This window comes from Stenotrophomonas sp. NRRL B-14846 (assembly GCF_050473585.1).
In the GTDB taxonomy this organism is placed as follows: Bacteria; Pseudomonadota; Gammaproteobacteria; order Xanthomonadales; family Xanthomonadaceae; genus Stenotrophomonas.
The window spans coordinates 753,480-779,457 of the sequence record NZ_JBFLUN010000022.1 but is presented as its reverse complement, the minus strand read 5'-3'; the positions used below and the strand labels follow the sequence as shown (position 1 = coordinate 779,457).

At 67.4% G+C, this 25,978-nt stretch carries 23 protein-coding genes and 4 tRNA genes; 5 read left to right on the top strand and 22 right to left on the bottom strand.

Annotated features, from left to right (window positions below; genetic code table 11):
- Positions 1–223 precede the first annotated feature (223 nt).
- Complete coding sequence (locus AB1281_RS05705; RefSeq protein WP_126927770.1) at positions 224–784, top strand: RrF2 family transcriptional regulator; 561 nt, start codon at positions 224–226, stop codon at positions 782–784.
- 63 nt (positions 785–847) lie between these two features.
- On the opposite strand, the gene AB1281_RS05700 is transcribed toward AB1281_RS05705, so the two are convergent.
- From AB1281_RS05700 to AB1281_RS05640, 13 genes are all read right to left on the bottom strand, one after another.
- Positions 848–923, bottom strand: a tRNA-Gly gene (locus tag AB1281_RS05700).
- A 292-nt stretch (positions 924–1,215) separates the two neighbouring features.
- Entirely contained in the window at positions 1,216–1,842 is a 627-nt protein-coding gene (gene pgsA / locus AB1281_RS05695; protein WP_014036627.1) for a CDP-diacylglycerol--glycerol-3-phosphate 3-phosphatidyltransferase, read from the bottom strand.
- A gap of 18 nt (positions 1,843–1,860) precedes the next feature.
- Positions 1,861–3,705, bottom strand: coding sequence for an excinuclease ABC subunit UvrC (gene uvrC, locus AB1281_RS05690; protein WP_430345271.1), 1,845 nt, complete (start codon positions 3,703–3,705; stop codon positions 1,861–1,863).
- Positions 3,702–5,114 carry a hypothetical protein gene (locus tag AB1281_RS05685; RefSeq protein WP_014036625.1) on the bottom strand — a complete coding sequence of 471 codons (1,413 nt, stop codon included), beginning with the start codon at positions 5,112–5,114 and terminating at the stop codon, positions 3,702–3,704. The genes uvrC and AB1281_RS05685 overlap by 4 nt, the downstream gene beginning before the upstream one ends.
- Positions 5,111–5,599 (bottom strand): low molecular weight protein-tyrosine-phosphatase, encoded by a 489-nt coding sequence (locus AB1281_RS05680; protein ID WP_075674843.1) that lies wholly within the window; start codon positions 5,597–5,599, stop codon positions 5,111–5,113. Before AB1281_RS05680 ends, AB1281_RS05685 begins: the two co-directional genes overlap by 4 nt.
- Complete coding sequence (gene kdsB, locus AB1281_RS05675; RefSeq protein WP_049446020.1) at positions 5,596–6,369, bottom strand: 3-deoxy-manno-octulosonate cytidylyltransferase; 774 nt, start codon at positions 6,367–6,369, stop codon at positions 5,596–5,598. Before kdsB ends, AB1281_RS05680 begins: the two co-directional genes overlap by 4 nt.
- 75 nt (positions 6,370–6,444) lie before the next feature.
- Positions 6,445–7,464, bottom strand: a complete 1,020-nt coding sequence (gene lpxK / locus AB1281_RS05670; protein ID WP_164116573.1) for a tetraacyldisaccharide 4'-kinase — start codon at positions 7,462–7,464, stop codon at positions 6,445–6,447.
- The gene (gene msbA / locus AB1281_RS05665) at positions 7,464–9,212 is read right to left on the bottom strand and encodes a lipid A export permease/ATP-binding protein MsbA (RefSeq protein ID WP_075674846.1); all 1,749 of its coding nucleotides are present in this window, start codon (positions 9,210–9,212) and stop codon (positions 7,464–7,466) included. The genes lpxK and msbA overlap by 1 nt, the downstream gene beginning before the upstream one ends.
- Positions 9,209–9,631, bottom strand: a complete 423-nt coding sequence (locus tag AB1281_RS05660; RefSeq protein ID WP_014036620.1) for an ExbD/TolR family protein — start codon at positions 9,629–9,631, stop codon at positions 9,209–9,211. The genes msbA and AB1281_RS05660 overlap by 4 nt, the downstream gene beginning before the upstream one ends.
- 3 nt (positions 9,632–9,634) lie before the next feature.
- Positions 9,635–10,297, bottom strand: coding sequence for a MotA/TolQ/ExbB proton channel family protein (locus AB1281_RS05655; protein ID WP_014036619.1), 663 nt, complete (start codon positions 10,295–10,297; stop codon positions 9,635–9,637).
- Positions 10,298–10,300: 3 nt separating this feature from the next.
- Entirely contained in the window at positions 10,301–12,700 is a 2,400-nt protein-coding gene (locus AB1281_RS05650) for a DNA internalization-related competence protein ComEC/Rec2 (RefSeq protein WP_430345270.1), read from the bottom strand.
- 59 nt (positions 12,701–12,759) lie between these two features.
- Positions 12,760–14,103 (bottom strand): sensor histidine kinase, encoded by a 1,344-nt coding sequence (locus AB1281_RS05645; protein WP_014036617.1) that lies wholly within the window; start codon positions 14,101–14,103, stop codon positions 12,760–12,762.
- A gap of 1 nt (position 14,104) precedes the next feature.
- Positions 14,105–14,776 (bottom strand): response regulator transcription factor, encoded by a 672-nt coding sequence (locus AB1281_RS05640; RefSeq protein WP_005415973.1) that lies wholly within the window; start codon positions 14,774–14,776, stop codon positions 14,105–14,107.
- A 145-nt stretch (positions 14,777–14,921) separates the two neighbouring features.
- Here AB1281_RS05640 and AB1281_RS05635 point away from each other — a divergent pair, with 145 nt between their 5' ends.
- Both AB1281_RS05635 and AB1281_RS05630 read left to right on the top strand, forming a co-directional pair.
- Positions 14,922–15,689 (top strand): MipA/OmpV family protein, encoded by a 768-nt coding sequence (locus AB1281_RS05635; protein WP_430345269.1) that lies wholly within the window; start codon positions 14,922–14,924, stop codon positions 15,687–15,689.
- Between the two features lie 30 nt (positions 15,690–15,719).
- Positions 15,720–16,004: a hypothetical protein gene (locus tag AB1281_RS05630; protein WP_014036615.1), complete on the top strand. Its 285-nt coding sequence runs from the start codon at positions 15,720–15,722 to the stop codon at positions 16,002–16,004.
- Between the two features lie 87 nt (positions 16,005–16,091).
- Here the strand turns inward: AB1281_RS05630 and AB1281_RS05625 are convergent, their stop codons facing one another.
- Positions 16,092–16,232, bottom strand: coding sequence for a hypothetical protein (locus AB1281_RS05625; protein ID WP_162838510.1), 141 nt, complete (start codon positions 16,230–16,232; stop codon positions 16,092–16,094).
- Positions 16,233–16,414: 182 nt separating this feature from the next.
- Here AB1281_RS05625 and AB1281_RS05620 point away from each other — a divergent pair, with 182 nt between their 5' ends.
- A complete protein-coding gene (locus AB1281_RS05620; protein ID WP_430345268.1) occupies positions 16,415–16,717 on the top strand; it encodes a hypothetical protein in 303 nt (100 codons plus the stop codon).
- Between the two features lie 131 nt (positions 16,718–16,848).
- Here AB1281_RS05620 and AB1281_RS05615 read toward each other — a convergent pair.
- The 3 genes from AB1281_RS05615 to uvrB form a co-directional block, all read right to left on the bottom strand.
- Positions 16,849–16,923: transfer RNA gene (locus tag AB1281_RS05615), tRNA-Val, on the bottom strand.
- A gap of 98 nt (positions 16,924–17,021) precedes the next feature.
- Positions 17,022–17,096, bottom strand: a tRNA-Val gene (locus AB1281_RS05610).
- Positions 17,097–17,202: 106 nt separating this feature from the next.
- On the bottom strand, positions 17,203–19,227 hold the full coding sequence (gene uvrB, locus AB1281_RS05605) for an excinuclease ABC subunit UvrB (protein WP_430345267.1): 2,025 nt from the start codon (positions 19,225–19,227) through the stop codon (positions 17,203–17,205).
- Between the two features lie 128 nt (positions 19,228–19,355).
- Here uvrB and AB1281_RS05600 point away from each other — a divergent pair, with 128 nt between their 5' ends.
- The gene (locus AB1281_RS05600; RefSeq protein WP_430345266.1) at positions 19,356–19,901 is read left to right on the top strand and encodes a GspH/FimT family pseudopilin; all 546 of its coding nucleotides are present in this window, start codon (positions 19,356–19,358) and stop codon (positions 19,899–19,901) included.
- A 52-nt stretch (positions 19,902–19,953) separates the two neighbouring features.
- On the opposite strand, the gene AB1281_RS05595 is transcribed toward AB1281_RS05600, so the two are convergent.
- The 5 genes from AB1281_RS05595 to AB1281_RS05575 form a co-directional block, all read right to left on the bottom strand.
- A tRNA-Asn gene (locus tag AB1281_RS05595) sits at positions 19,954–20,030 on the bottom strand.
- Positions 20,031–20,077: 47 nt separating this feature from the next.
- Positions 20,078–20,485 (bottom strand): type IV pilin protein, encoded by a 408-nt coding sequence (locus tag AB1281_RS05590; RefSeq protein WP_014036610.1) that lies wholly within the window; start codon positions 20,483–20,485, stop codon positions 20,078–20,080.
- Between the two features lie 23 nt (positions 20,486–20,508).
- Positions 20,509–24,276, bottom strand: coding sequence for a pilus assembly protein (locus tag AB1281_RS05585; RefSeq protein WP_430345265.1), 3,768 nt, complete (start codon positions 24,274–24,276; stop codon positions 20,509–20,511).
- A gap of 13 nt (positions 24,277–24,289) precedes the next feature.
- Positions 24,290–24,811: a pilus assembly PilX family protein gene (locus AB1281_RS05580; RefSeq protein WP_049446006.1), complete on the bottom strand. Its 522-nt coding sequence runs from the start codon at positions 24,809–24,811 to the stop codon at positions 24,290–24,292.
- Positions 24,812–24,816: 5 nt separating this feature from the next.
- Positions 24,817–25,974 (bottom strand): PilW family protein, encoded by a 1,158-nt coding sequence (locus tag AB1281_RS05575; protein ID WP_430345264.1) that lies wholly within the window; start codon positions 25,972–25,974, stop codon positions 24,817–24,819.
- Between the last annotated feature and the right edge of the window lie 4 nt (positions 25,975–25,978).

Genomic DNA, 25,978 nt, shown 5'->3' with positions numbered 1-25,978 from the left:
GCGATGTGCTGCAGCGTCGCACCACATAACGCGGATCACATGAGTCCGCGTTATGTGGTGCAAGCGCCTGACGGCGGCGCGGTTCAGGCCGGCGCCTTCCTGCCCTACTCCTTTTCCCCGCCACAACGCCAATGAAATCAAAGATCTGCATGAAGTTCCGCAGGGTTGCGGCAGGTAACTCAGGCCCCTATAGTCCGCGTTATATTTTTTATGGACCGGTCCTATGGCCCACATCGGAACGGGCGTCGAGTACGCCCTGCACTGCCTGCTCTGGCTGGTCCCGCCGCTGGAGCAGCGGCCGAGCAGCCGCGACCTGGCCGAGCTTCAGGGCGTGCCTGCGGCCTTCATGGCAAAGATCTTTCCCAAGCTGGAGAAGGCCGGCATCGTCGAGTCCACTGGTGGTATCCGTGGCGGCTACCAGTTGGCGCGGGCGCCCGAAGACATCAGCGTGCTGGATGTGGTCGATGCCGTTGAGGGACAGAAGGCACTGTTCGACTGCCAGGAGATCCGTGGGCGCTGCGCGCTGTTCGATGGCAGCCCGCCGCGATGGGCCAACCGTGGCGTGTGCGGCATCCACGCGGTGATGATCAATGCGCAGAAGGCCATGCGCGAAGAACTGGCGCGTTCCAGTCTGGCCTCGATTGCCGAGGGCGTGCAGGGCAAGGGGCGCCCGGCGAGCTTCGCAGGGGATGTGCAGGAGTGGTTTGCCGACCGCCAGGTGGCACGCGAGGAAGCGCGCATCACCGGCATGCGTTCGCGTGCGGCGGCGCAGGATGATGATTGATGTGCGTGGACACGGCCGCGCACAACGAAAAACGCTCCCTTTCGGGAGCGCTTTTCTTGAATCTGGAGCGGGAAACGAGACTCGAACTCGCGACCTCAACCTTGGCAAGGTTGCGCTCTACCAACTGAGCTATTCCCGCTTGGGAGGCGAAATTCTACCTGTTCTGGGAATGGCGTCAAGCGCTTTTTTCAGGGTCTGCGAGGTGCCCCGCGCCGCGTATCCACGCATGGCGTGGATCTACAACAGCATCCGCACAAACCGATAGATCCGCATCATCCGTGGATGCAGCATTTCCAGTCGATCCACGCCATGCGTGGATGGGGCATCACCGTAGATCCATCCAGCGCGTCGCGTAGATCCACGCCATGCGTGGATGGGTGCATCGATGGGGTCAGAGCCCTTTCCTGCGGAAAGGGATCCGACCCCGGGGCTCAGTTGCCCAGCTTCTTCTGCCGCGCACGCTCGCGCGCCGCGCGCTCGTCATCGCGCAGGCTCGGCCACGCGGCGTGAAGGTACTGCAGGCCCGACCACAACGTCAGCACGGCGGCAATCGCCAGGGTCCAGTCGCCGATGTGGAACACCGGCCAGCCCATCCAGATGTCCTGCACCGGCACGTTCGGGGCCACCGAGTACAGCAGGCACAGCAGCGCGACCATCTGTGCGGTGGTCTTGATCTTGCCGATCATCGCCACGCGCACCTTGGCGCGCTGGCCCAGTTCGGCCATCCACTCGCGCAGCGCCGACACCGCGATCTCACGACCAACGATGACCGCTGCCCAGAACGCCATCCACGGCGTCGGGTGACCCTGCACGATCAGGAACAGTGCCACCGCCACCATCAGCTTGTCCGCGACCGGGTCGAGGAAGGCGCCGAAGGCCGACTCCAGCTGGTAGCGGCGGGCGATCCAGCCATCGAGCCAGTCGGTGATCGCGGCCAGGCCGAAGATCGCCGCCGAAGCGAAGTTGGTCCAGGTGTAGGGCAGGTAGAACACCAGCACCAGCACCGGGATCATCACGATCCGCAACAACGTCAGCCAGGTGGGCAGGGTCAACTTCATGCTTGCGTGCTTCTCTCTCTACTCGGCCGCATCAGGCGTGGCCAACCCGTGCAGGTTAGCGTAGATACGCGCCGCGAGGGCGTCATTGATGCCTTCCACCCTGGCGATTTCCGCTTCGCCAGCGGCTTTCAGGCCCACAAGACCGCCGAAATGCTTGAGCAGGCTGGCACGGCGGCGCGGGCCGATGCCGGGAATGTCTTCCAGCTTGCTGGTCATCCGCGCCTTCTGGCGGCGGCCGCGGTGGCCGGTGATGGCGAAGCGGTGCGCCTCGTCGCGTACCTGCTGGATGAACTGCAGTGCCGGGTTGGCTGCACCCGGGCGCAGCTCGCGGCCATCGGGCATCACCAGCGCTTCGTGGCCGGCGCGACGCTCCACGCCCTTGGCCACGCCCACCAGCAGCACGCCTTCCACGCCCAGGTCGGCCAGCGCGGCCTGTGCCTGCGCCAGCTGGCCGGCGCCACCGTCGATCAGCAGCACGTCCGGCAGCACGCCCTGCTCTTCCACTGCGCGGCGGAAACGGCGGTCGATGGCCTGGCGCATGGCGGCGTAGTCGTCGCCCGGCTCGATGCCGCTGATGTTGAAGCGGCGGTACTGCGCGCGCACCGGGCCGGCGGCGTCGAACACCACGCACGAGGCCACGGTGGCTTCGCCCAGGGTGTGGCTGATGTCGAAGCACTCCACCCGCTTGACCGGCTCGGCCAGGCCCAGCATGTCGCGCAGCGCATCGCTGCGCGCGTGCTGCGCGTTGCGGCTGTTGAGCTCAGTGGCCAGGGTCAGCTGCGCGTTGCGGCTGGCCAGTTCCACATAGCCGGCGCGCTCGCCGCGCACGTTCCACTTCAGCTGCACCTTGCGCTCGGCCGAGGCCGACAGCGCGGCGACCAGCAGGTCGGCGTCGGGAATCTCGCGGTCCAGCAGGATCTCGCGCGGCGGCTCGAATTCGATGTAGTACTGCGAGACGAAGGCGGCCAGCACTTCCTCCGGGCTCTCCTCGCCATTGGTGCGCGGGAAGAACGGGCGGGTGCCGAGGTTGCGGCCATCACGGAAGGCCAGCAGCAGCACGCAGGCCTGCGAGCCCTGCATGGCCACCGCCAGCACGTCCAGGTCGGCGGCGCGGCCGTCCACGTACTGGCGGGTCTGCATGCTGCGCAGCGAGGAAATCAGGTCGCGCAGGCGTGCGGCCTGCTCGAATTCCAGCGCCTCGCTGGCGGCCTGCATCTGCTCGCCCAGCTCACGGGTCAGCTCGTCGCTCTTGCCTTCCAGGAACAGTGCGGCGCGACGCACCGATTCGGCGTAGTCCGGCGCCGGCACCAGCTCCACGCAGGGCGCGCTGCAGCGACCGATCTGGTACTGCAGACACGGCCGTGAGCGGTTGCGGAACACGCTGTCCTCGCAGCTGCGCAGCTTGAACAGCTTGTGCATCAGGTTCAGCGTCTCGCGCACGGCGGTGACGCCGGGATACGGCCCGAAGTAGCGCCCGGGAATGGCACGCGGACCACGATGCAGCGCGATGCGCGGCCAATCCTCGCGGGTCAGCAGCACATGCGGGTAGGTCTTGTCGTCGCGCAGCGAGACGTTGTAGCGCGGCGACAGCGACTTGATCAGCTGGTTTTCCAGCAGCAACGCCTCGGCTTCCGAGCGCGTCACGGTCACGTCCATGCGCGTGATCTGCGAGATCATCGACATGATCCGCGCGTTCTTCGGGCTGCCGTTGAAATAGCTGCCGACACGGTTGCGCAGCGCGCGGGCCTTGCCCACGTACAGCAGGGTGTCGTCGACGGCGTACATGCGGTACACGCCAGGGGCGGTACTGAGCTGGGCCGCGAAGGCCTTGCCGTCGAAGGCCGGGGCGGGAACGTCGGTCATTCGCTGATCGGGACTTCGCTGAGCACGCCACTGTCGGGATCGAATCGCAGCACGGCATGGGCGTCGGTCTCGGCGATCCACACCGCACCGGCCCCCACCGCCAGGCCGGCCGGGCCATGCAGGCGGCGCGGCAGCGGCTGGGTGGTCAGTTCACCGCCGCCCAGGCGCAGCGTGCGCAGGCGACCGTTGCCGGTATCGGCAATCCACAACAGCGGAGCGTCCGCGCTCAATGCGATCGCCTGCGGATACTGCAGGCTGGCCTGCGCACGCGGGCCGTCTTCACTGCCGAAGCGCCAGGGCCCCTGCCCGACCAGCGTCTGCACCAGGTCGCCTCGCAGCTGCAGTGCACGGATCGAGGATCCCAATGCGTCGGCGACGTACAGCACCTGCTGCACCACGGCCAGCGCAGTCGGCTGGGCAAAGGCAGCCAGGTGGCCGCTGCCATCACGCTCGTCGATGGAACCACTGCCGGCGCGCCATTGCAGGCTGCGCTGGCCCAGATGGTAACTCCAGATACGGTTGTCGCCGGCCATCGCGATGTGCAGCTGGTTGTCGGCGATGGCCAGGCCGACCGGATGGTCCAGCGAGACCTGCCGCGCCTGCGCCACCGGACCTTCCACCGGCGCACCGGGACGCCCGTTGCCACACAGCGTGTCGACGATGCCGGTCAGCAGGTTGATGCGGCGCACCGCGTGGTTGCCGGTATCAGCGACGTACAGCGAATCGCGCTCCAGCACCAGCGCCTGCGGGCGGTGGAACGCCGCTTCGGCGAGGTTGCCGTCCATGAAATCGGCGGTACCGAGGCCGAACTGGCGCAGGATGCGGCCGCCATGGCTGCATTCGAGAATGCGGTGATGGCCACTGTCGGCGATGTACAGGCGTTCGGTGCTGACCGCCAGCCCCAGCGGGAAACGCAGCGCCTGGCGCGGTTCCGGATGCAGTTCGCTGCCGCCGCGCGGCGGCGCCGAAGGCGCGCCCTGGCACAGCGCGTTCAGGGCGCGCTCCAGTTCACCGGGTGCTCCCTGCCCGACCAGCCGCTGCTGCTCGCGGCCCTGCGCGTCCAGCAGCACCATGGTCGGCCAGGCGGTGACGCCGAAGCGGCGCCAGCCATCCCAGTCGGCATCGAGCAGCACGGGCATGGCCAGGCCCTGGCGGCGCAGCAGCTTCAGTGCGGCACTGGCATCGCGTTCGAAATCGAAGCGCGGCACCTGCAGCACCAGCGGCTGCAGCTTGCCGGGGTGGCGCGACAGCCATTGGCCGAACTCGGCCAGGCGTTGCGCACTCCAGGCGGAGGCCGCATTGACGAACAGCAGTGCGACCGGCCGGCCGCGCAGTTCGGTCAGGGTGCAGGGGGTGGCATTGAGCCAGGTGGCGAACTCGGGCAGGTCCGGGACGGGCTGGACGTTCATGACCCGATTATGCCGGAGTCAGCGTCATGCAACAGTCGTGCCACCGCACGTTTTGCAGCATCGTCGACCAGCGACCAGACCTGTTCGAAATGATCGCTGCCGCCGGTGTAGGGATCAGGGATGGCTACCCGCCCCTGCCCGCCCGACCAGGGCAGGTACAACGCCAGCCGTTCACGCTGCGCCGCCGACGCCAGGCGCCCGGCATCACGCAGGTTCGCCTCGTCGGCACACAGGATCCAGTCGAAACGGTCGAAATCCACGGCCTGCAGCTGGCGTGCGCGCAGGCCGCCGATGTCCACGCCGTGCCCGGCCGCGCAGGCGATCGCGCGGCGGTCCGGCGGCTCGCCCACGTGCCAGTCGCCAGTGCCAGCCGAATCAACCTGCACCCGCCCGGCCAGCGGCGAGGCATCCAGGCGTGCGCGCAGCGCCCCTTCGGCCATCGGCGAACGGCAGATGTTGCCGAGGCAGACGACCAGCAGCCTCATCGCGCCGCCATCGCCTGCAGCAGCCCCTCGGCGCGCTCCAGGTCCTCGGGCGTGTCGATGCCCGGCGGGAACGGCTCGGGCGAGATCGCCACGCTGATCGGGTAGCCCGCTTCCAGCACGCGCAGCTGCTCCAGCGATTCGACCTGCTCCAGCTGGCCTGGCGGCATCGCCGCGAACTGCTGCAGGAAGCCGGCGCGATAGCCGTAGATGCCGATGTGGCGCAGCCAGGCATGGCCGTCCGGCAGCGTGTCGCGGCTGCGTGCGAAGCCGTCGCGGTGCCAGGCGATCGGCGCGCGGCTGAAGTACATCGCCTCGTTGCGCACGTTGCGCACCAGCTTCACCACGTTCGGGTCGAACAGGGTGTGCGCGTCCTCGACGGTCGTGGCGAGGGTCGACATCGGCGCATTGCCAGCGACCAGCGCATCGGCCACCGCGCGGATGCCCGCCGCCGGTGCGAACGGCTCGTCACCCTGCAGGTTGACCACCACCGTGTCATCGGCCCAGCCGGCAATGCGCGCGCATTCGGCCAGGCGATCGGTGCCGGAGGCGTGCGTGGTCGCGGTCATCGCCACCTTCACTTCGGCCAGCCCGGACAGCGCATCGGCAATGCGCTGATCGTCGGTCGCCACCCAGACTTCACGGGCACCGGCCTGCAGCGCGCGGCGCGCCACATGCAGCACCAGCGGCTCGCCGCCCAGCGGGCGCAACGGCTTGCCCGGCAGCCGCGAGGCGGCATAGCGGGCCGGGATGGCGACGACGAATTCGGTCATGCGGGCGGTACTCGGCAGGCTCGTTACAACGGGAATGCGGCCAGCGGCGCGTGAATGCAAGCGCCGCCGCGCCACTCAGTTCGGTCGCAGCTTGTCCAGGCGATCGGTCAGCGCCACCCAGAACGCCGCGGGCAGCTCGGCGCGCAGCGGAACCGCGTAGTGCCAGTCGTTGCCGAACGCACGGCATTTCACCGCGTCCTTCTCGGTCATCAATACCGGCAGCTGGCTGCCGAAGGACAGGTCCTGCGGCTGGTAGGCCTGGTGGTCGGCGAACGCATGCGGCACCACGCCGATCCCGCGCGCGCGCAGCATGTCGAAGAAGCGCTGGGGATGGGCAATGCCGGCCACCGCGTGCACGCGCTGGCCCTTGAAGTACGCCAGCGGGCGAGCGCGGCCGCCGGCCAGCGGCTGCGCACTGTCGATGTGCAGCGCCATCGGCCACTGGCCGAAGCCACAGGCCTGGGCTGCGGTTTCCTCATCGGCCTGGCCGAGGTTGACCACCCGGAAATCGCATTCGCTGGCGCGGCTGACCGGCTCGCGCAACGGCCCGGCCGGAATCATCCGGCCATTGCCGTAGCGACGCTGCGCATCGACCACTTCGATCTCGATGTCGCGCGCCAGGCGGTAGTGCTGCAGGCCGTCGTCGCAGACGATCACATCGCAGCCGGCCTCGATCAGCGCCTTGCCGGCGGCGACACGGTCGCGGTCCACGCGCACTGGCACGCCGGTCTTCCAGGCAATCAGCACCGGTTCGTCACCGCCCTTGGCGGTTGGCGTATCGGCCTGCACCCACAGCGGTTTGTCGGCGTCTTCGCGACCATAGCCGCGGCTGGCCACGCCCGGCTTCCAGCCAGCCGCGCGCAGGCGCTCGACCAGGGCAATGGTCAGCGGCGTCTTGCCGGTACCACCGGCGGTGATGTTGCCGACCACGATGACCGGCACCGGCAGCGAGTGGCGCTTGCGCCAGCCACGCCGATAGGCGCGCCGGCGCAGTGCGGTGACACCTGCGTACAGGGGCGCCAGCAGGCGCATCGTCCACGGAACCGGGCTGCCGTCGTACCAGTACGGCGGGGTCTGGGTACCCTTGCCGGCCATCAGTCCTGCCTTTCGCGGAACTGCATGCTGTGCAGATGCTGGTACAGGCCGCCCAGTTCGAGCAGCTCCTTGTGGGTGCCGCGTTCAACGATGCGGCCATGGTCCATCACCAGCACCTGGTCGGCATGCTCGATGGTCGACAGGCGGTGCGCGATGACCAGCGTGGTGCGTTCCGGCATCAGGCGCTGCAGCGCATCCTGCACCAGGCGCTCGGATTCGTTGTCCAGCGCCGCAGTGGCTTCGTCGAGGATCAGGATCGGAGCATCGCGCAGGATCGCGCGGGCAATCGCCAGGCGCTGGCGCTGGCCACCGGACAGCAGCGCACCGTTCTCGCCCACCGGAGTCTGCAGCTGCTGCGGCATGCGTGCGATGAATTCCCAGGCGTTGGCAGCTTCGGCCGCCGCACGGATCTGCTCGTCGGTCGCTTCCATGCCATAGGCGATGTTGGCGGCGATGGTGTCGTCGAACAGCATCACCTTCTGACCGACCATCGCCACCTGGCGGCGCAGGTCGGCCAGCGGGTAGTCGTCCAGGGCCACGCCATCGAGGGTGATGACACCGCCGCTGGGCTCGTAGAAGCGCGGCACCAGCCGGATCAGGCTGGTCTTGCCGCTGCCCGAACGACCGACGATGGCCGTCACCGTGCCCGGCCTGGCAACGAAACTGATGTCATCCAGGGCAATGCCGCTGTCTTCGCGGTAGCGCAGCATGACGTGGTCGAACGCCAGTTCGCCGCGTACGCGCTGCACGCGGTGCTGGCCCTCGTCACGCTCCACCGGCATGTCGATGATGCCGAACAGGCGCTCGGCGGCGGAAACACCGCGCGAAATCGAGGTCTGTACGCTGGTCAGGCGACGCAGTGAGGGAATGATGGCCATCATCGAGGTCATCAGGCCCATGAACTGGCCGGCATTGAGGCGGCCCGCCAGGGCTTCGCGGGTCGACACCCAGACGATCACCGCCAGTGCCAGTGCGGCCAGGAACTGCACCACGCTGGAGGCGGCGGCGCGGGTGACCTCGACCTTCATGTTCAGCGCCAGCATGCGGTTGGCCAGGCGCGAATAGCGCGAGATCTCGTGCTGCTGGGTGCCATGCACCTTCACTTCCTGCTGCGCGGCCAGCGACTGCTCGGCGGTCTGGGCCATCGTGCCCATGCCGTCCTGGATGCCGCGGCTGATGCGCCGGTAGCGCTTGCCGACGTAGGACACGATCACGCCGATCAGCGGCACCACCACCAGCATCGCCAGGGTGACCTTGACGCTCATCTGCAGCATCACCGCCAGCATCGCGATGATGGTGAGGGTATCGGCCACCACGGTCTTCAGCGCGTCGGCGCTGGCCTGGGTGACCTGTTCCGTATCGAAGTTGAGGCGGCTGACCATCACCGGCGTCGCTTCGGTATCGAAGTGCGACGACGGCAGGTGCAGGTACTTCTGCAGCACCTGCTCACGCAGGTCGCGGACCACGCTGCGGCCGGTCTTGGCCAGCGTGTAGTCGCTGACCCAGGTGGCCACGCTGCGCATCAGGAACAGGCCGAGGATGGTCAGCGGCAGCACCACGGCCGCGCGCGGCTGCGGATCGACGAAACCTTCGTTGACCAGCGGCTCCATCAGCTTGGTGAAGTGATAGCCGGCCAGGGCTTCGACCACCATGGCGATGACCGCGCCCACCATGAACACCCAGTAGGTGCGGGTGTAGCCCAGCAGACGTTTGTAGATCGGCCACACCGGCGCGTGATGGGAACTCATGGACGCACCTCTGGCGCAGTTGCAATGGCGATACGACGGAAACCGAGCTGACCGAGCGCGTCCTGCGCAGTCACCACGGCCTGGTAGGGAGTACGCGCGTCGGCGCGCAGCAGCACGGGCTGGCTGCGATCACTGCCGGCGACGGCGGCGATGGTCTGCTTGACCGACTCGACATCGCTGCGCAGCACTTCCTGGTCATTGATGAAATAGCGGCCTTCGGCGTTGATCAGCACGCTGAGCGAACGCGGCGGCTCGTTGTTGGGCTGCTGGCTGGCGGTGGGCAGCTGCACCTGCAGCGTCGAGCGCGCATCGAAGGTGGTGGTGACCACGAAGAAGATGATCAGCACCAGGATGACGTCGATCAGCGGGACCAGATCGATATGCGGCTCATCCTGGGATCGGTCATTGCCGATACGCATCGATCAGGCCTTCGCCGTGGCGGCGTTGGCGGGGCGTGCCGACGGTGACGGGTTCATCACCCCCGGGCGACCGTCGAGCGTGTCCAGCAGGGCGCTGGCTTCCTGCTCCATCTCCACCACGTAGCCGTGGATGCGGCCCTTGAAGTAGCGATGGAACATCAGTGCCGGGATGGCCACGATCATGCCGGTGGCGGTGCACACCAGGGCCTTGCCGATACCGCCGGCCAGCTGGTTCACATCACCCACGCCATGGTCGAGGATGCCCAGGAACATCTGGATCATGCCGATCACGGTGCCCAGCAGGCCCAGCAGCGGGCCGGCCGAAGCGATGGTGCCCAGCGCGTTGAGGAAACGCTCCATGCGGTGCACCAGATGGCGGCCGGTATCCTCGATGCGCTCGCGGATCTGGTCGCGCGGGCGGTTGCGGGCTTCCAGCGCGGCCGCCAGCAGCGCGCCCAACGGCGAGTTGGCGCGCAGGGTCTGCAGGTGCGCCGGGTCAAGCTTGCCGCGCGCGGCCCAGTTGCGCACTTCCTGGCCGAGGCCGGGCGGCAGCACCTCCGTTCGCCGCAGGGACCAGAAACGCTCCAGGATGATCGCCAAAGCCAGTACGCCCAACAGCAGCAGCGGCACCATCGGCCAGCCACCGGCCTTGACCAGTTCCCACACGTTTCAACCCTCCGGCCCAACGGCCGCTTGTTCGATCGGCGATAGGATAGCAGCCGACCGCGCCCGCCCAGCGGCATCCCACCACCGGGATGCATGGATACGCTGTTCACGCAGCTGCAGCCCTTGTGCGCCAAGCCATACGCGGATCGCACCGGACTCCACGGTGGACACCACCTCGGCCCCCTGCGCCTGCCAGCGCCGGACCACGTCCCGGCGCGGGTGGCCGAAACGGTTCTGGTGCCCGGCCGAGACCAGCGCCAGCCGGGGGGACACCGCCGCCACCCAGGGCGCGCTGGAGCTGCCGCCGCTGCCATGGTGCGGCACCAGCACCACATCCGCCTTCAGCGCCGCCGGAGACGCCCGCAACAGCGCCTGTTCGGCCGGACGGCCGATGTCCCCCGGCAACAGGACCACGCCATGGGCGCCGGCCACGCGCAGCACGCAGCTGTCCTCGTTTTCGGCCCGCTGGCTGCCGGCATCCGGGTGCAGCACCTGGAAATCGACGCCGTCCCAGTGCCAGCGCAGGCCGCGCTGGCAACGCCCGGCCCCGGCGATCGTACTGCCCGGCGGCGCCAGCAATGACAGCCCCGGCAGCTGAAGGCGCAGGCGCGGCAGGTTGCCCGCGTGATCGAGATCGTCGTGGCTGAGCAGCACCCGCTCGGGCGGAGCCTGGCCCAACGCCCGCAGTGACGGAACCAGGATCCGCTCACTCCCCTCGCCCCCGTTCGGCGGCCCCACGTCATACCAGAGCGCATGCCGCGCGGTACGCAGCAACACCGCCGTACCCTGGCCAACATCGTGCACCAGCAGCTCCAGTTCCCCCTCGGCCGGGCGCTCACGCGCCGGCCACAGCAGCGGCAGGCACAGCAGCAGGCCAGCCAGCCCGCCCCCGGCACCGCGTGGCAGCAGCCACCAGAACACGCCCAGCAGCGCCGCCGGCACGGCCCAGGCCGGTGCCTCGGCCAGCCACCACATCGCCTGCGGATGCGCCGCCAGTGGCTGCAGGGCCTGCCAGCTGATCTCGAACAACCACGCCGCAGCGCACCACGCCCAGCGCCCGGCCCCGTCATGCAGCACCTGCAGCGCGGTGCCCAGCAGCGACAGTGGCACCACCAGCAATGTCCACCACGGGATGACCGGCAGGTTCACCAGCGGCCCCAGCCAGGCGGTGCCCCCGAACAAGGCGATGCCCAGCGGCAACAGGCCGACGCTGGCCACCCCTTGTGCGGCCAGGAACCCGCGCAGGTGGGTGGCCACCCCGCGCGGACGTCCCTGCGGCAGGCACCACACCAGCCACAACACGCCACCGAAACTGAGCCAGAAGCCCGCCGACAGCACCGCCAGGGGCGCCGGTAGCAGCAGCGCCAGCGCCGCCAGCGCAAGCCCCTGCACGAGACCGAGCGGTCGTCGCCCGCTGCGCGCCAGTGCGACCAACCCGATCATCAGCGCAGTGCGCACGGTCGGCAATTCACCGCCGGCCAGCAGCGCGTAGCCTGCTGCGGCCAGGGCCGCGGCGCAGGCCGCCGCCTGCGGACGTGGCCAACGGCAGGCCAGCAGGGGGCACAGCCACCACAGCCCCCGGCACAGCAGCGCCCCCAGCCCCGCGACCACCCCGACATGGAACCCGGAAATGGCCACCAGATGGGTCAGGCCCAGCGCCCGCAACTGATCCCAATCACTGTCGGACAGGCCACGCGTATCGCCCAATGCCAACGCCTGCACGAAGCGCGCGGCCGGATGGGCCACCTGTGCGGCAATGGCGGCACTGGTGCGCTCACGCCATGCCGGCAGGCCATGCGCGGCCTGCAGCTCACGCGCGCTGGCCGGCGCCCGCACTGTCCCACTGCCGGACACGCCTCGCAGCAACGCATGGCGCTCACCGTCGAAACCACCGGGATTGATCCGCGAACGCGGCGCACGCACGCGCAGGGCCAGATTCCACTGCGCGCCGGCGCGGACCTGGTGCCGCCCAGGGCCGGTGTCGGCGGCAGCGCGCGCATGCCAGACATCGTTCCAGGTGACCTGCAGGCGTTTGCCACGCAGTGATGGCAGGTCGGTGCTCTCATTGACCTGCAGCAGGAAGCGGGTGTGCGCGGCGCCGTGATCCGGCAGATCGATGACCCGGCCACTGACCACCACATTCCGTGGCGGCTGGCCCGGTGGAAGCTGCTCCTGCAGCGCCCAGTGCCCGTGCACCGCCGTCCAGCCGACACCGAACAGCACGACCGCAGGCAGACGCCCGCGCCAGCGCAGCCCCCACCCTGCGCTGCCGAGCACGATCATCAGCGTGCAGGCCCACAGCGGCGGCAGCAGCGGCAGCTGCACGCAGGCCAGCGCGCCCAGCGTCAGCGCCGCAGCGGAGCCACTGCCCAGCAAGGGAGACGCGGAACGCTCATCGGCCATGCAGCCAGCCTGCCGCCGCCGGCAGCAGGTTGCCTATCGGGACTTGCCCCGAAGCTGCGTCAGCGTCGAACGCTGCCGCGATGGAAGTTGACCCGGAAGCTCGCGCCGCCCCCCGAGGCTTCGCCGACACTGACCGAGCCACCGTGGTGCTGCACGATTTCCTTCACCAGGTGCAGGCCGAGCCCACTACCGCTGCCCGCCGCGCGCAGGCGATGGAACGGTTCGAAGATCGCCTCACGGTCGCCCACCGGAATGCCCGCGCCCTGGTCGCTGACTTCCAGCAACCCGCGCGTATCCAGCCGCACGCAGATGGTGCCTCGGCCACCGCCATGCACGATCGCGTTGTGTACCAGGTTGGCGATCACCCGCCCCAGCGCCAGGCTGTCACCGTGGATCCACACCGGCGCTTCCGGCGCATCCACTTCGAAGCCATAACCGGCGCCAACCACCAACGGCGCCAGGTCCGCCGCTGCTTCACGCACCAGCAGGGCCAGGTCCAGCCGCTGCAATGCACCCACGTTGCGGTCCAGGCGCTGCAGGTCGAGCAGGTGCTCGGCAACATTGCCCAGCCGTGCCACGTCGGTCAGCAGCTGCGATTTCAGCTCGCCCTGCGGCAGCTGCGACAGGCGCGCCTGCACCACGGCGATCGGCACGCGCAGCTCGTGCGCGGCGTCGGCGAGGAACTTGTCGCGCGCGGCATAGCCCTGCTGCACTTTGTCGATGGCGTCGTTGAACGCTTCCACCAGCGGTGCCACTTCCGTGGAGACCAGCTGCGCATCCAGGCGCGCACCGGGCTGGCCGATGTCCAGTTCCTTGGCCTGCTGCGCGGAACGGCGCACGCCTCGCATCGCACGGTGGATCACGGTCGGCATCACCAGCAGGGTGACGACGATCAATGGCAGGAAGAACCACAGGCCGATCAGGCGCAACACCATCAGCGCGCCATCCAGCAGACCGCCCTTGGGTGCGCCACCAACCATCACCGTGATGCGGCGCCCATCCTCGTTGCGGATCATGACCCGCGCCACGTCCAGATAGGGCGGTACCAGCGAACCCAGTTCAGTGGCACCCACGGTCGGCAGGCGGGCGAGCAGCGGCGCGTGGATCGCCGGAATGGTGCCGCGCTCCAGCCACATGCCCTTGTCGTCCACAGCGGCGAACCAGAGATTGCCGCCGGCGTTGGCATCGAGCTTGTCCCAGCGCGCCTGGTCCAGCACCAGGCGGCCGCCTTCGCTGTGCACCGCCTTGGCCACGGCCTCGGCAACGAACATGTCCATGCCCCAGGAGTCCTTGTCCCCCCAGGTCAGGATCAGCGCGACCACCGCGAACAGCACGGTAAAGGCCTGCGCCAGGAACAGGCGCCAGGCCAGGCCAAGGGTGATCGAACGGATTGGACGGGCCATCTCAGGCCTCCGCCAGCAGGTAGCCGACGCCCCGGATCACGTGGATCTCCACGCCGGCACCGGCCTGCTGCAGTGCCTTGCGCAGCTTGGAGATGTGCGCGTCAAGCGCATTGGACTGGATCTCATCGTCGAAGCCGTACACCGCAGCCTCCAACGCACTGCGGGTGACCGTGCGCCCCTGCCGCATTGCCAACGCCTGCAGCACCAGCACCTGCCGCCGTGGCAATGCCAGCGGCTGGCCCTCCACCTGTGCCTGCAGCGATTCGAAATCGAACTCGAGCCGCCCCAGCCGCAGGCTTGGCGTCACCATCGCCGAAGGCCTGCGCGAAACGGCGCGGATGCGTGCCATCAGTTCCTCGATCGCCACCGGCTTGACCAGATAGTCATCGGCACCGACGTCCAGGCCTTCGACCTTGTCCGACAGCGTGCCCTTGGCGGTCAGCATGATCACCGCCAGGTTCGGCCGCAGCGCGCGCGCCGTCGCGACGAATCCGGCGCCATCGCCATCGGGCAGCTGACGGTCGAGCAGCAGCAGCTGGTGCACCGGTTCGCGCAATGCGAGCGCGGCCTCGGCCAGGCTGCCGACCACGTCGGCGACCACGCCCTGCCGCTCCAGGCCCGACTGCAGGGCACGGGACAGATCAGGATCGTCTTCGACCAGGAGGATGCGCATCAGGGACTCGTCAACCGGAAACGCTGCCGATCATAGTGCCTGGCGCCGTGATTTTGCGCTCATGCATGCCGAACGCGCGGGCGCAATGTTCTGACAATGTTGCCCCGTCACCATGCGCAGCCATCCCCTGCAACGTGGCTGATCGATGCCGTCGCTGTCCCCGACCCTGCTGCGCCCGCTGCTGTTCACCGCTGCCCTCGGCGTGCCGCTGCTCACCCACGCTGCCGGGCAGGCCCCGGGCGTGCAGGCCGGCATCAGCGCTGGCGCCACCTCCGGCGCATACGCGCACTATGACGTCAAACCGCTGGTGGTACCGGCCGTTGCCTGGCAGGGCGAGCGCTTCTTCGCCAGCCCTGGCTCGCTGGGCATGTACCTCTACAAGGGCCAGGGACTGCGCCTGTCGGCGGCGGTCACGCCCTACACGCTGCGCTTCAAGACCGACGATGTGAACGATGCGCAGCTGCGCCGCCTGCATAGCCGGCAGATGTCGGCCATGGCGGGAATCAACGGTGAGTACAGCGCCGACTGGGGCATGGTCGAGGCCAGCGTGATGCGGGAAGTCACCGGCCATGGCGGTGGTATCGAGTCGCGCCTGCATTACAGCTACCCGATCCAGGCAGGTCGCTTCACCTGGGTGCCGCGGGCGGGCGTGGTGCATTCCAGTGCACGGCTGCTCGACTACTACTACGGCATCAGCGACGAAGAAGCACTGCGCTCGGGCCTCGCCGCTTACCGCCCGGGCAGTACCACGTCGCCAAGCCTGCAGATCGCGGTCAGCACGCCGCTGGGCACGAAATGGCGCGCCACCGGCGTGGTGGCCAACCAGTGGTTCGGTGATGCAGTGAAGGACAGCCCGATGGCGCGACGTGGCACGCAGACGTCAGCCTTCGTTTCCCTGATGCGCGCCTTCTGAGCGCATGCCCCCTACGGACAAGGACCCCCCATGGCCTCCGTCTCCCCCGCCACCGAAGCCCACGCGATCCTGCGCGCGCCCGACCTGGACAGCGCCGAGCGCGTCTATCTGGGGCTGATGCCCGACCTTGAACACGTGAACGCACTGGCACGCCGTGCAGTGGGCCTGTCACGCGTTGCCGACGCCGCACGCGGCTATGCGCTGTCGATGACCCTGGTCGGACTGCGCCTGCAGGAGCTGGAGATGGGCGAACCGACGGCCCGGGAACATCGCCAGGCGACCCTGCGCAGCCTGCGCCAGGCCTTCAGCGCCTGACGACACACGCACGGACACTGCCGCCGCACCCTTGCGGCGGCACCCGCATTCACTGCATCAGCAGAGAAGCCCGCGCGGTAGCGTCGCTCAGCGCAGCGTGGTCCACGCCAGCAGCGCGCACAGGATCGCAACCCAGATCACTGCCTTGAACGTGCCTTCCAGCATGTTGCCGCCGAACAGGCGTTCCAGGAACGGATTGGGCCTGGACACCGGGACGTGATCGCTCATGTGGCAGCTCCTTGCAGTGATGGCGCGGTTGCGCGGTAGCGCCGAGTCTACGCCTGCGCGGCCCGGATTCATCGGCGCCTGCCTGCCTTTGGCGGCGCAATCCCCGCCTTCGTCGCAGGCCGGCTGCGGTGCCCGGCCGGCCATGCCAGCCTGCATGCACTTTCCCGCTGGAGCACCGTGCCATGCCGATGCTTGCCCTGATCCTGCTGTTCTCCAGCCTGTTCGGCGACGGCAGCGGGCCCACCGAGGATGCCCTGCGCAGCCAGATCCTGCGCACCGAGGGCCCGCAGGACACGCATGAAGCGCTGCCCCTGCAGTTCTATCACCTGCGCCAGGATCGCGTGCTGCGCCTGGGCAGCCAGCAACCGGCAGGCGACCACGACGGCAGCCCTCATGCTGCGCTGGCCCGGGTACGTGTGGCGCAGCTGTGGGAGCGCGTCGATGGCCACTGGCAGATCCAGCGTTCGATCACCATCACCCGCTGATTTCACGCCACTGAACCGGTAGGGAGGCGGCATCGCGGAAACGCCGGGGCACTGTCCCCGGAACGAAAAAAGCCGGCCCCGGGGCCGGCTTTCATCGTTTCCACCGCTACACCGGCAACGCCGGGAGCAGGTGGTGGGCGGTACAGGGTTCGAACCTGTGACCCCTACCATGTCAAGGTAGTGCTCTACCGCTGAGCTAACCGCCCATCTTGTTCTTGCCGCCCGAAGACTGGCCTTGTTACGTAAAAACCCGGCGCCAGGGCCGGGCTTTGCAGTTCACGACAGCCCTCCTGCGAGGACTTCGTGGTGGGCGGTACAGGGTTCGAACCTGTGACCCCTACCATGTCAAGGTAGTGCTCTACCGCTGAGCTAACCGCCCGTTTTGCTTCTGCATTTCCGCGATTGCGTCGGTGCAGGCCGCGTATATTACGGATGCCGGCAGGGAAGCGCAACACTTTTGTGAAGATGATGCTGCACTGCCGCGTTCAGCCCAGGCTGGCTTCCTTCAGCTGCCGGATCTGGTCACGCACGCGCGCGGCATCCTCGAATTCCAGGTCCTTGGCGTGCTGGTACATCTGCTGTTCCAGCGCCTTGAGACGGACCCCAAGCTGCGCCGGCGACAGCGAACGATAGTCGGCCGCCTCTTCGGCCACGCCCGCCCGGCCCTTGCCCTTGCCCTTCTTGGATTCCTTTTCCGCGGCATCCGAACGCGCGCCTTCGAGGACATCGACGATCGGGCGCGCCACCGAGCGCGGCACGATGCCATGTTCCTCGTTGTACTCGACCTGCTTGGCGCGGCGACGGTCAGTCTCATCGATCGCCGCCTGCATCGAACGGGTGATCTTGTCGGCGTACAGGATCGCCTTGCCACGCACGTTGCGGGCAGCGCGGCCGATGGTCTGGATCAGCGAGCCGGTGGAACGCAGGAAGCCCTCCTTGTCGGCGTCGAGGATCGCCACCAGCGATACCTCGGGCATGTCCAGGCCCTCGCGCAGCAGGTTGATGCCGACCAGCACATCGAACTTGCCCAGGCGAAGGTCGCGGATGATCTCCACGCGCTCGACCGTGTCCACGTCCGAGTGCAGGTAGCGCACGCGGATGCCATGCTCGGTGAGGTATTCGGTGAGGTTCTCGGCCATGCGCTTGGTCAGCGTGGTGACCAGCACGCGGTCACCCGCCTTGATGCGCTCGTTGGCCTCGCTCATCAGGTCGTCGACCTGGGTACCCACCGGGCGGATCTCCACCACCGGGTCGATCAGGCCGGTCGGGCGCACCACCAGCTCGGTGATCTCGTCACCGGCCTCGCGGTACTCATACGGGCCCGGCGTGGCCGACACATAGATGCTGCGCGGGCAGCGCTCCTCCCATTCCTCGAAACGCAGCGGACGGTTGTCCAACGCCGACGGCAGCCGGAAGCCGAACTCGACCAGGGTTTCCTTGCGTGAGCGGTCACCCTTGAACATGGCGCCGATCTGCGGAATGGTCACATGCGATTCGTCGATGACCAGCAGCGCATCCGCCGGCAGGTAGTCGAACAGGGTCGGTGGCGGCTCGCCGGCAGCCTTGCCGGTCAGGTGCCGGGAGTAGTTCTCGATGCCGTTGCAGTAACCGACCTCGGCCATCATCTCCAGGTCGAACTGGGTGCGCTGCGCCAGGCGCTGCGCCTCCACCAGCTTGTTCTGCGCGTACAGCTGCTCCAGCCGCTCTTTCAGCTCCACCTTGATCGTCTCGATCGCCGCCAGCACGCGTTCGCGCGTGGTCGCATAGTGGGTCTTCGGATACACGGTGAAGCGCTGCATGTTGCGCAGCGTCTCGCCGGTGAGCGGATCGAACATGGTGATCTTCTCGACCTCGCCATCGAACAGCTCAAGGCGCAGCGCCTCGCTGTCCGACTCGGCCGGGAACACGTCGATCACTTCGCCGCGCACGCGGAAGGTACCGCGCTGCAGCTCGTACTCGTTGCGCGTGTACTGCAGCTGGGTCAGGTGGTTGATCAGGTCGCGCTGGTCGATGCGCTCGCCCTTGGACAGGATCAGGCGCAGCGACAGGTAGTCTTCCGGTGCACCCAGGCCATAGATCGCCGACACCGTCGCCACTACGATCGCATCCGGGCGCGACAGCAGGGTCTTGGTCGCGGCCAGGCGCATCTGCTCGATGTGCTCGTTGATCGAACTGTCCTTCTCGATGAAGGTGTCCGACGAGGGCACGTAGGCCTCCGGCTGGTAGTAGTCGTAGTAGCTGACGAAATACTCCACCGCGTTGTGCGGGAAGAACGCCTTGAACTCACCATACAGCTGCGCCGCCAGCGTCTTGTTCGGCGCCATGATCAGCGTCGGCTTCTGCACGTTCTGGATGACGTTGGCGATGGTGTAGGTCTTGCCCGAGCCGGTCACGCCGAGCAGGGTCTGCTTGGCGATGCCGGCCTCGAAGTTGCTGGTCAGCTTCGCGATGGCATCGGGCTGGTCGCCTGCCGGCGAATACGGCGAGACAAGTTCAAAACTGTCGCTCATGGTGTTGCCAGTTCCCGGGAAGGATGAGTATACGGGGCAAGGGGTGACGGCTGGCTGAGGGGTCGCCGGGCAGCCAGCCACGGGGATTCCCGATGGCGGCCGCCCAGCCGGGCGCGGAGGCTGGATGCATGTACCTGCCCCATGCCCCCTGCCCCCTCGGTCCCCGCGCTGCGCGGGGCATGCACCTGGCCGAACTGCTGGTGGTCATCGCCGTGCTGGCGGTGCTGCTGGCCGCGACCTGGCCGGCACTGCAGCCTTTGCTGCTGCGGCACCGCGCCGACGCGCTGCAACTGACCCTGCACGCCAGCCTGTCCGGCGCGCGCAGTGAGGCAGTGCGCAGGCGTGAGCTGATCGGCCTCTGCGCCAGTGTCGACGGCCTGCGCTGCAGCGACGACTGGAGCGCAGGCTGGATCATCTACCGCAGTGGCGACCAGCGCGGGGAGCCGGCGTCGCCGGAGGTGATCCTGAGCCATCACACCGGGCGCTCGGACGTCTCGATCCATGCCCAGGCCAGCAGTGGGCGCCCGCAGCTGTTCTTCCAGGCAGATGGACGCAGCCCGGGGGCCAACCTGACCCTGCGCATCTGCGCAGGCAACCGGCTGCACGGTGCACTGATCGTCAACAATGGCGGCCGCGCCCGCAGTGAGCGCGTGGACCGCGATACACCCTGCTGAATGCTCTCGCAGAAAAGCAAAAGCCGCGATTTCTCGCGGCTTTTGCAGTATCTGGCGCCCGAAGTTGGACTCGAACCAACGACCCCCTGATTAACAGTCAAGTGCTCTAACCGGCTGAGCTATTCGGGCGGGGAGGCGCATTGTACTGGTCGATTACAGGAAGATCAACACCTGTTTCACCAGCAGCTGGCAACGCCACCGTCAGCCGTCTTGCGGTTGGCCTGGTCCACGCTCATCGTGCCGCAGCTGTCCTTGGCCTGCGTGCCCTGCGGGGTGGCGGTGATGGTGAAGCTGGTGCCATCCCCCTTGTAGTCCAGGTTGTAGCGCACGGTACCGCCATCACGCGGCGACACCTTGGTCGGCAGCGCGTAGCCGGTGTAGGAGTTGTTGCTGGTGTGGTAGCGCTCGGCACGCTGCGCGTACTCGGCCAGGTCCGCCTTCACCACCGCACGGTGCGATCGCCGCACGTATTCCTGATAGGACGGAATGGCGATCGCCGCCAGGATGCCGATGACGATCACCACGATCATCAACTCGATCAGCGTGAAGCCAGCCGCGCGGCGAGGCATGGGAGTGTGCAGCATGAGCATGGATCCTCGCACTGGGGTTACTGGAGCTGGCGCCAGGACTGGCGACCGCATGGGTAAGGCAGATACAGCGACTGGCTGCCCGCTGCGCCGACGGCCATCCAGCAGGTGCTGCCTCCGGGCGGCGCCTTGTTGTCCGTCGGACGCGGCAGCACGGACAACGAGACGTCACGCACCGGCGCGGTTCCTCCGGTCTTCAACGCGATCGCCGCGGTCCCTGATCCGGGCTGGCTACCGGCCGGCGAGCCGTAACGGACGTTCTCCAACATCGGCAAGCCGCTGATCGACGACAACCCGAACAGCCAGTTCGAACCGCTGGTCGAACAGCCTACCGACTGCATGTTGGGCACATAGGTCGGCATGAAGACGATGCCACTGACCAGGGTCGGATTGCCAACCGCGCGCTCGCCATTGCCGGCAGGCAGCTGGATCATCCAGCCGCGCGCATTGGCTGGAGCCGCACCCGCCGTGATCTTGCGCTCATCGACGCCCGCAGCGGCAGCCGCTGCCGTGTACGGAACCAGGTTGGCAGCGGTCACCGTCGAGGTCACCGTCTTGCCCGACAGATCGTTCACGGCGTACAGCGCCTGCTGCGCCTTGTCATCCTTGTCGCTGGTGAACGAGAAGCTGCCGGTGCCGAAATAGAGCATCACGCCACCGGAGGGCCCGGTCGCGGCGGTCATGCCACCGGTGATCGGCTGGCGGTAGGTCTTGTTGGAGGAGTCCTGGGCCGCCTGGCTGGTGAACATCGGCACGGTCAGCGTGGTATTCGCACTGCTGGTCAGGTCGAACTTCCACACCGCGCCACGCTGATCGGCGGCATAGACGGTGTCGGCCAGTCCATCACGGCCGCGCGCATCCTGGCTCGCGCCGGTCCAGCGATCGACCACGACCACATTGCCCAATCCATTGTCCCCGGAGATGCCGGCGCCTGAGGTGCCCTCGACCGCTTCGATCATCCGGATGTCGCCGGTGGCCATATCGACCACGAACAGCACCGCCTTGCCGTTGGCGCTGCCGTAGCCATTGCCGAAGATCGCCTTCCAGGCCACGCCGGTACCACTCTTCACCGGCACGATCACCGGCTTGCCCAGCACGAAACCGATGTTGTTGCGCACCTCGTCCCTCAGCGACGAGTTGATGTCGCTGATTTCCCACAGCACGTTGCCAGTGCCGAAGCTGCCAGGTGCAGTGACATCCAGCGCGAACACCGAACGGCCACCTGCACCCGTGGTGCCGACCAGGCTGGTCTGCCACGCGGTGCCGTTGTAGGTATCGGACACGGCAACCGGGCCATCGACGTAATAGCGGTGGCGGAAGGTCTGGTCGGCCGTATCGGATTTGTACGGGAACAGCAGGTTGGCCATGTGGCCCAGCGCGGTGGCCGGGATGTAGGCAAAGCTCTCGGTGCCGCCGGTACCGTCCTGCTTGGCATCAGCCTTCATGCCGCCATCGAAGGCGTGCAGCATGCCGTCATTGGCACCGACATAGACCATGTACCGCTGCGACTTGGCCTTGGTGGCCAGGTAGTCGGTGTAGCTCTTGGCATAGGTGCCGCCGAGCTGGCGGTAACCGTAATCGTCCAGCGGCGAGCTGACCACCGGCGCCGAATTGACGATGTCACCCAGCGGCGTGGTCCGGTCACGGTACTTGCCGCCGTTGCGGACCTCGGTCGAGCTGTCGGCACTGAGATAGTTGATGGCACTGGCCAGGTCGGCCTTGATCGTCGTCAGCTTGTCGGTGGAGCAGACCAGCATCGACGCGTACTTGCCGCTGGGTTTGCTGCACAGATCCTGCAGGCTGATGCGGGCACTGTTGAAGTCCACCGGCGAGCCCAGCTTGTTGGCCACGATCCGGCGGCCGGACGACGTCAGGCGGCTGGAGGCTTCCCACACCTCGGTGAGCTCCGCGACCTGGTCGGCGTTGACCTTGACGCTGGCCGCAGTCAGCTTGCTCGACCAGTCGGTGCCGCTGTTGGTGATGTCATAGCGCGGAGTGACCGCCAGTGAGCCGGTGCCGATGCGCGCACCACTGATACCGATCGTGCCTGAAGGCGATGCGCCACCGCTGATCGAAGACAGTACCCGGCGCATGGCCTCGGTGACGTCCGCCGGGGTCTGCGCGTTGATGAACTCGCCACGGCTGTTGACGGCCGCATGCCACAGCTCATCGATGACGGTACCGTCATCGACATCCAGCGGATTGCCATTGCCGGCCCAGTTCGGCGCCGTCTTGTACGGATCGGCGGTTGCGGCCTGGTTGACACCGTAGATCTTGCCCTGCGCGCCCAGGGTCACGCCGTAGAAGTTCATGTGCAGGTCGGTCTGGCAGTCCAGGCGCTTCCAGTCCGGGCTGCTCTTGTCCAGGGAGCTGCACTTGTCACTGACCGGCACCTGCCCCGCCGGGAAGCTGGTCCCGGTGCGCAGGGGGGTGCGGGCGCCTGCATAAGCCGCCGCGGCGATGTCGGCGATGGTATTGCTGTAGCCGTCGGAGAACGGAATGGACGGCAGGTGGGTCGAGTTCACCGAGTCGGCGTCGCCGAAGGACCCGCTCGGTGCATTGCCGGAGTTGGTGTAGCCGTCGGTGAACAGCATGCCGCCATTACGCTGGCAGGCCAGCTGCACGGGGGCATCGGCGTCGGTACGACGGAACTGGTCGACCAGATACTCCACGGCGCGACGGTTGGGCGTGCCGCCGTTGGCCGTCAGCGCATAGATCTGCTTGTAGAGGTCAGCTCGGTTGGTGACCATGTCATACATGGTCGCGTTGCTGAGCTTGTTGATGGTGAAGTAGCCCACTCGCATCGTATCCACGCTCACCAGGGCGGCGGTCGACGAACCGACGATGGCCAGCACGCGGTTGCGGTGATACTGGAACCAGTTGGAGAAATTCTGGATCGCGGCGTTGTAGGCGGCCGGGCTCGAGTAGTTGCCCGACTTGATCTGGTAGCGGCGCAGGTTGCAGCCCGGGCCACAGGCACCGGCGATCACCGGGCGACTGGTGTCGTCGGTCTTGTATCCGTCCGGTGCAGGCGCTGCGGCCGGCAGGTAGAAGGTCGCCGGGAAGTAGCTGATGGAGTACGTGGTGTTGCCGGTGTTGCTGATCGCGGCGGTCTTCCACCCGCCATCCCACCAGCTGTCGACATAGTATTCATTGCCGGTGCCGGAAAGGTCGGGAATCCGCATGCCGTTGACGAACTGGAACTTCTCAGAGGTGTCGGCCCGATTGACGGTCATGTTGTACACGGCTTTGTAGCCGCGCTGATCGGACCGTGGATCGGCGCGGGTCTGGGTGATCGAGGCATTCGCCCACAGCGTGCCGTCGGCATTGGTCCACGGCCGGTAGGTCACTGCCGGGTTGAAGTAACTGGCGTTGTAGACATGCGAACGCGCGAAGCCGTAGATGTCCAGCGGCGGAATGGCGCGACCCGGCGAATACTCCTTGTTGAAATCCGCATGCGGGTACAGGTAGAGGTAGCAGTCCACCGAGTTGTTGGCGCACGCCGAGCCCACGCTGAAGAAGCTTCCATCGTTGTTGAAGAAGCTGTTGGTGTTGCTGTTCCAGCGCATGCGGCCGTCACCACCGGGGAACATGCGCTCGAAGTTCATCGAACCCGAATCGTCCACCGCCATGATGAACGCCGGTGTCGCGCGCGTCTGCACGTTCATCGGCTCCTGTGCCAGCACGCCCTGCGCCTGTGCAGCAAACAGGGTATGCGCCAGATAGCCGCCAGCGGCCAAGACGGCAAGGCCAACGCCTGCCAGGATCCTGCGGTTGCGAGTGTTCATGGGCTCCCCACCCTCACAGCTTGAATACGGTATCGATCGCCGCACGCGACGTCGCATCACTGGTGGTATCACCGGCATACGTCGTGATCTGGTAGACCGGCGTTGGCTTCTCCACCGACTTGCCCATGTCCAGCGCACCCTCCCCCTGGATGCAGCCCTGGATTTCACGGACGTAGATCGCCGGCTTGCTGCCCAGCTTGGTTTTCGCGACCCACCCCGAAGGATCGAAGCCGTCATCGCACTGCTGGCTGATGTCGGCGGACGTTACGGCCGGATTGGTACCGGCATCCTTCCGGTTGGCGATGTTCTCCACCGCGTTCTCGGCGCTGCGCGCCGCACCTTCGGCGTTCTGGAACGCCATGTTGGTCGCCCGGTAGCCGGCCGCCATGCGCTCCTGCATGCCGGCCACCTGCATGCCGATCACGCCCAGCAGGGCCAGCAGCACCAGCATGATCAGCGCGACGTAGAGCACGGCGCCCTGCTGCCGTGCCTGGGCAACGAAGGGACGGCGCCTGGAGGAAGGATGAGTGCGCATGGTCGTCAGTTCCCGAACAAGCGGTTGCGCAGCGCAACGGACGCTTCATAGGCGCCACGATGGCGCTGGTCGTAAGGATCGGCCGGGGCAAAGCCCACCCCCAGGATGGCCGGATAGGTGGCCGCGCTGCCCGGCGCTTCGGCCGACGCACGCTGCGGACTGCGCGCCAGCAGGCCCACCTGCACCATGCCGACGCGGCGCCACTGCCCCGCGGCGGCGGCATCGGTGCCGGTACTCACCGCACTGGCCACGCGCTGGTCCACGATGCGACCGGTCGGCGGCGTGGGCAGGGCAATGTTCGTGGTGGCATCCAGGCCATACAGGAACTGCATGTTCTCGATGCCTTCCACCAGCTCCTCGCCATCGGCGTAGCCGCCGGCGCCATTGGCGCGTGCCCGGTAAAGCGCCGGCTCGCCATTGGGATTGGTCGCGATGTAGTACGCCATGCCATCGGCGCGATACAGCATGGTCATCGCGTTGTTGACCGAATAGTTGCTCAGGTCGACTTTGTCGACCTTCACCGTCGAACCGCTGATGGTGGCGGGGAATACGTCCGCACGGGTGCAGTCGGCCACGCCGAAGACCGTCGGCGTGCCTGCGGCATTGGCCTTCAGTCGGGCCATGCCATCACTGGAGACGGTCAGGGTGGTCGCGCCCGCGGCCACGGATATGCCGGTGACGACCGCTCCTTCCGGACTCATCAGGCGCAGCACCAGGATGTCGCTGCCCGGCAATGGTGCCGGCTTGAGGTTGGCAATGCTCTTCGGAACCGACTGCGCCGCACTCCACGCACGGCCCAGCGTCAGCGTGGCGCCCGGCGCCGTACCTGCAGCCTCGTATCCCTGCACCGGAACCGAGAAATCCTGCGGGTCGCCACTGCCCGAGCTGATGCCCAGGTGGTAGCCGACATCGCCGGTGTTCTTGACCACGTGGGCCTGGTCGTTGACGCAACCGAAATGACCGGCCATGCGCAGGTCACGCTGCAGGAAATCCAGCGCGAAGCGCGCGTTCTCCTGGGTGCGGGCCGCGCCTTCGGACAGGCGTGACGCCGCACGCGAGGCGATGAAGATCTGGGTGACGCCCAGCATCAGGACCAGACCGATGACCATGGCGATCATCAGCTCGATCAGCGACAGGCCTCGGGCTCGCGAAATTGGACTCATGGGC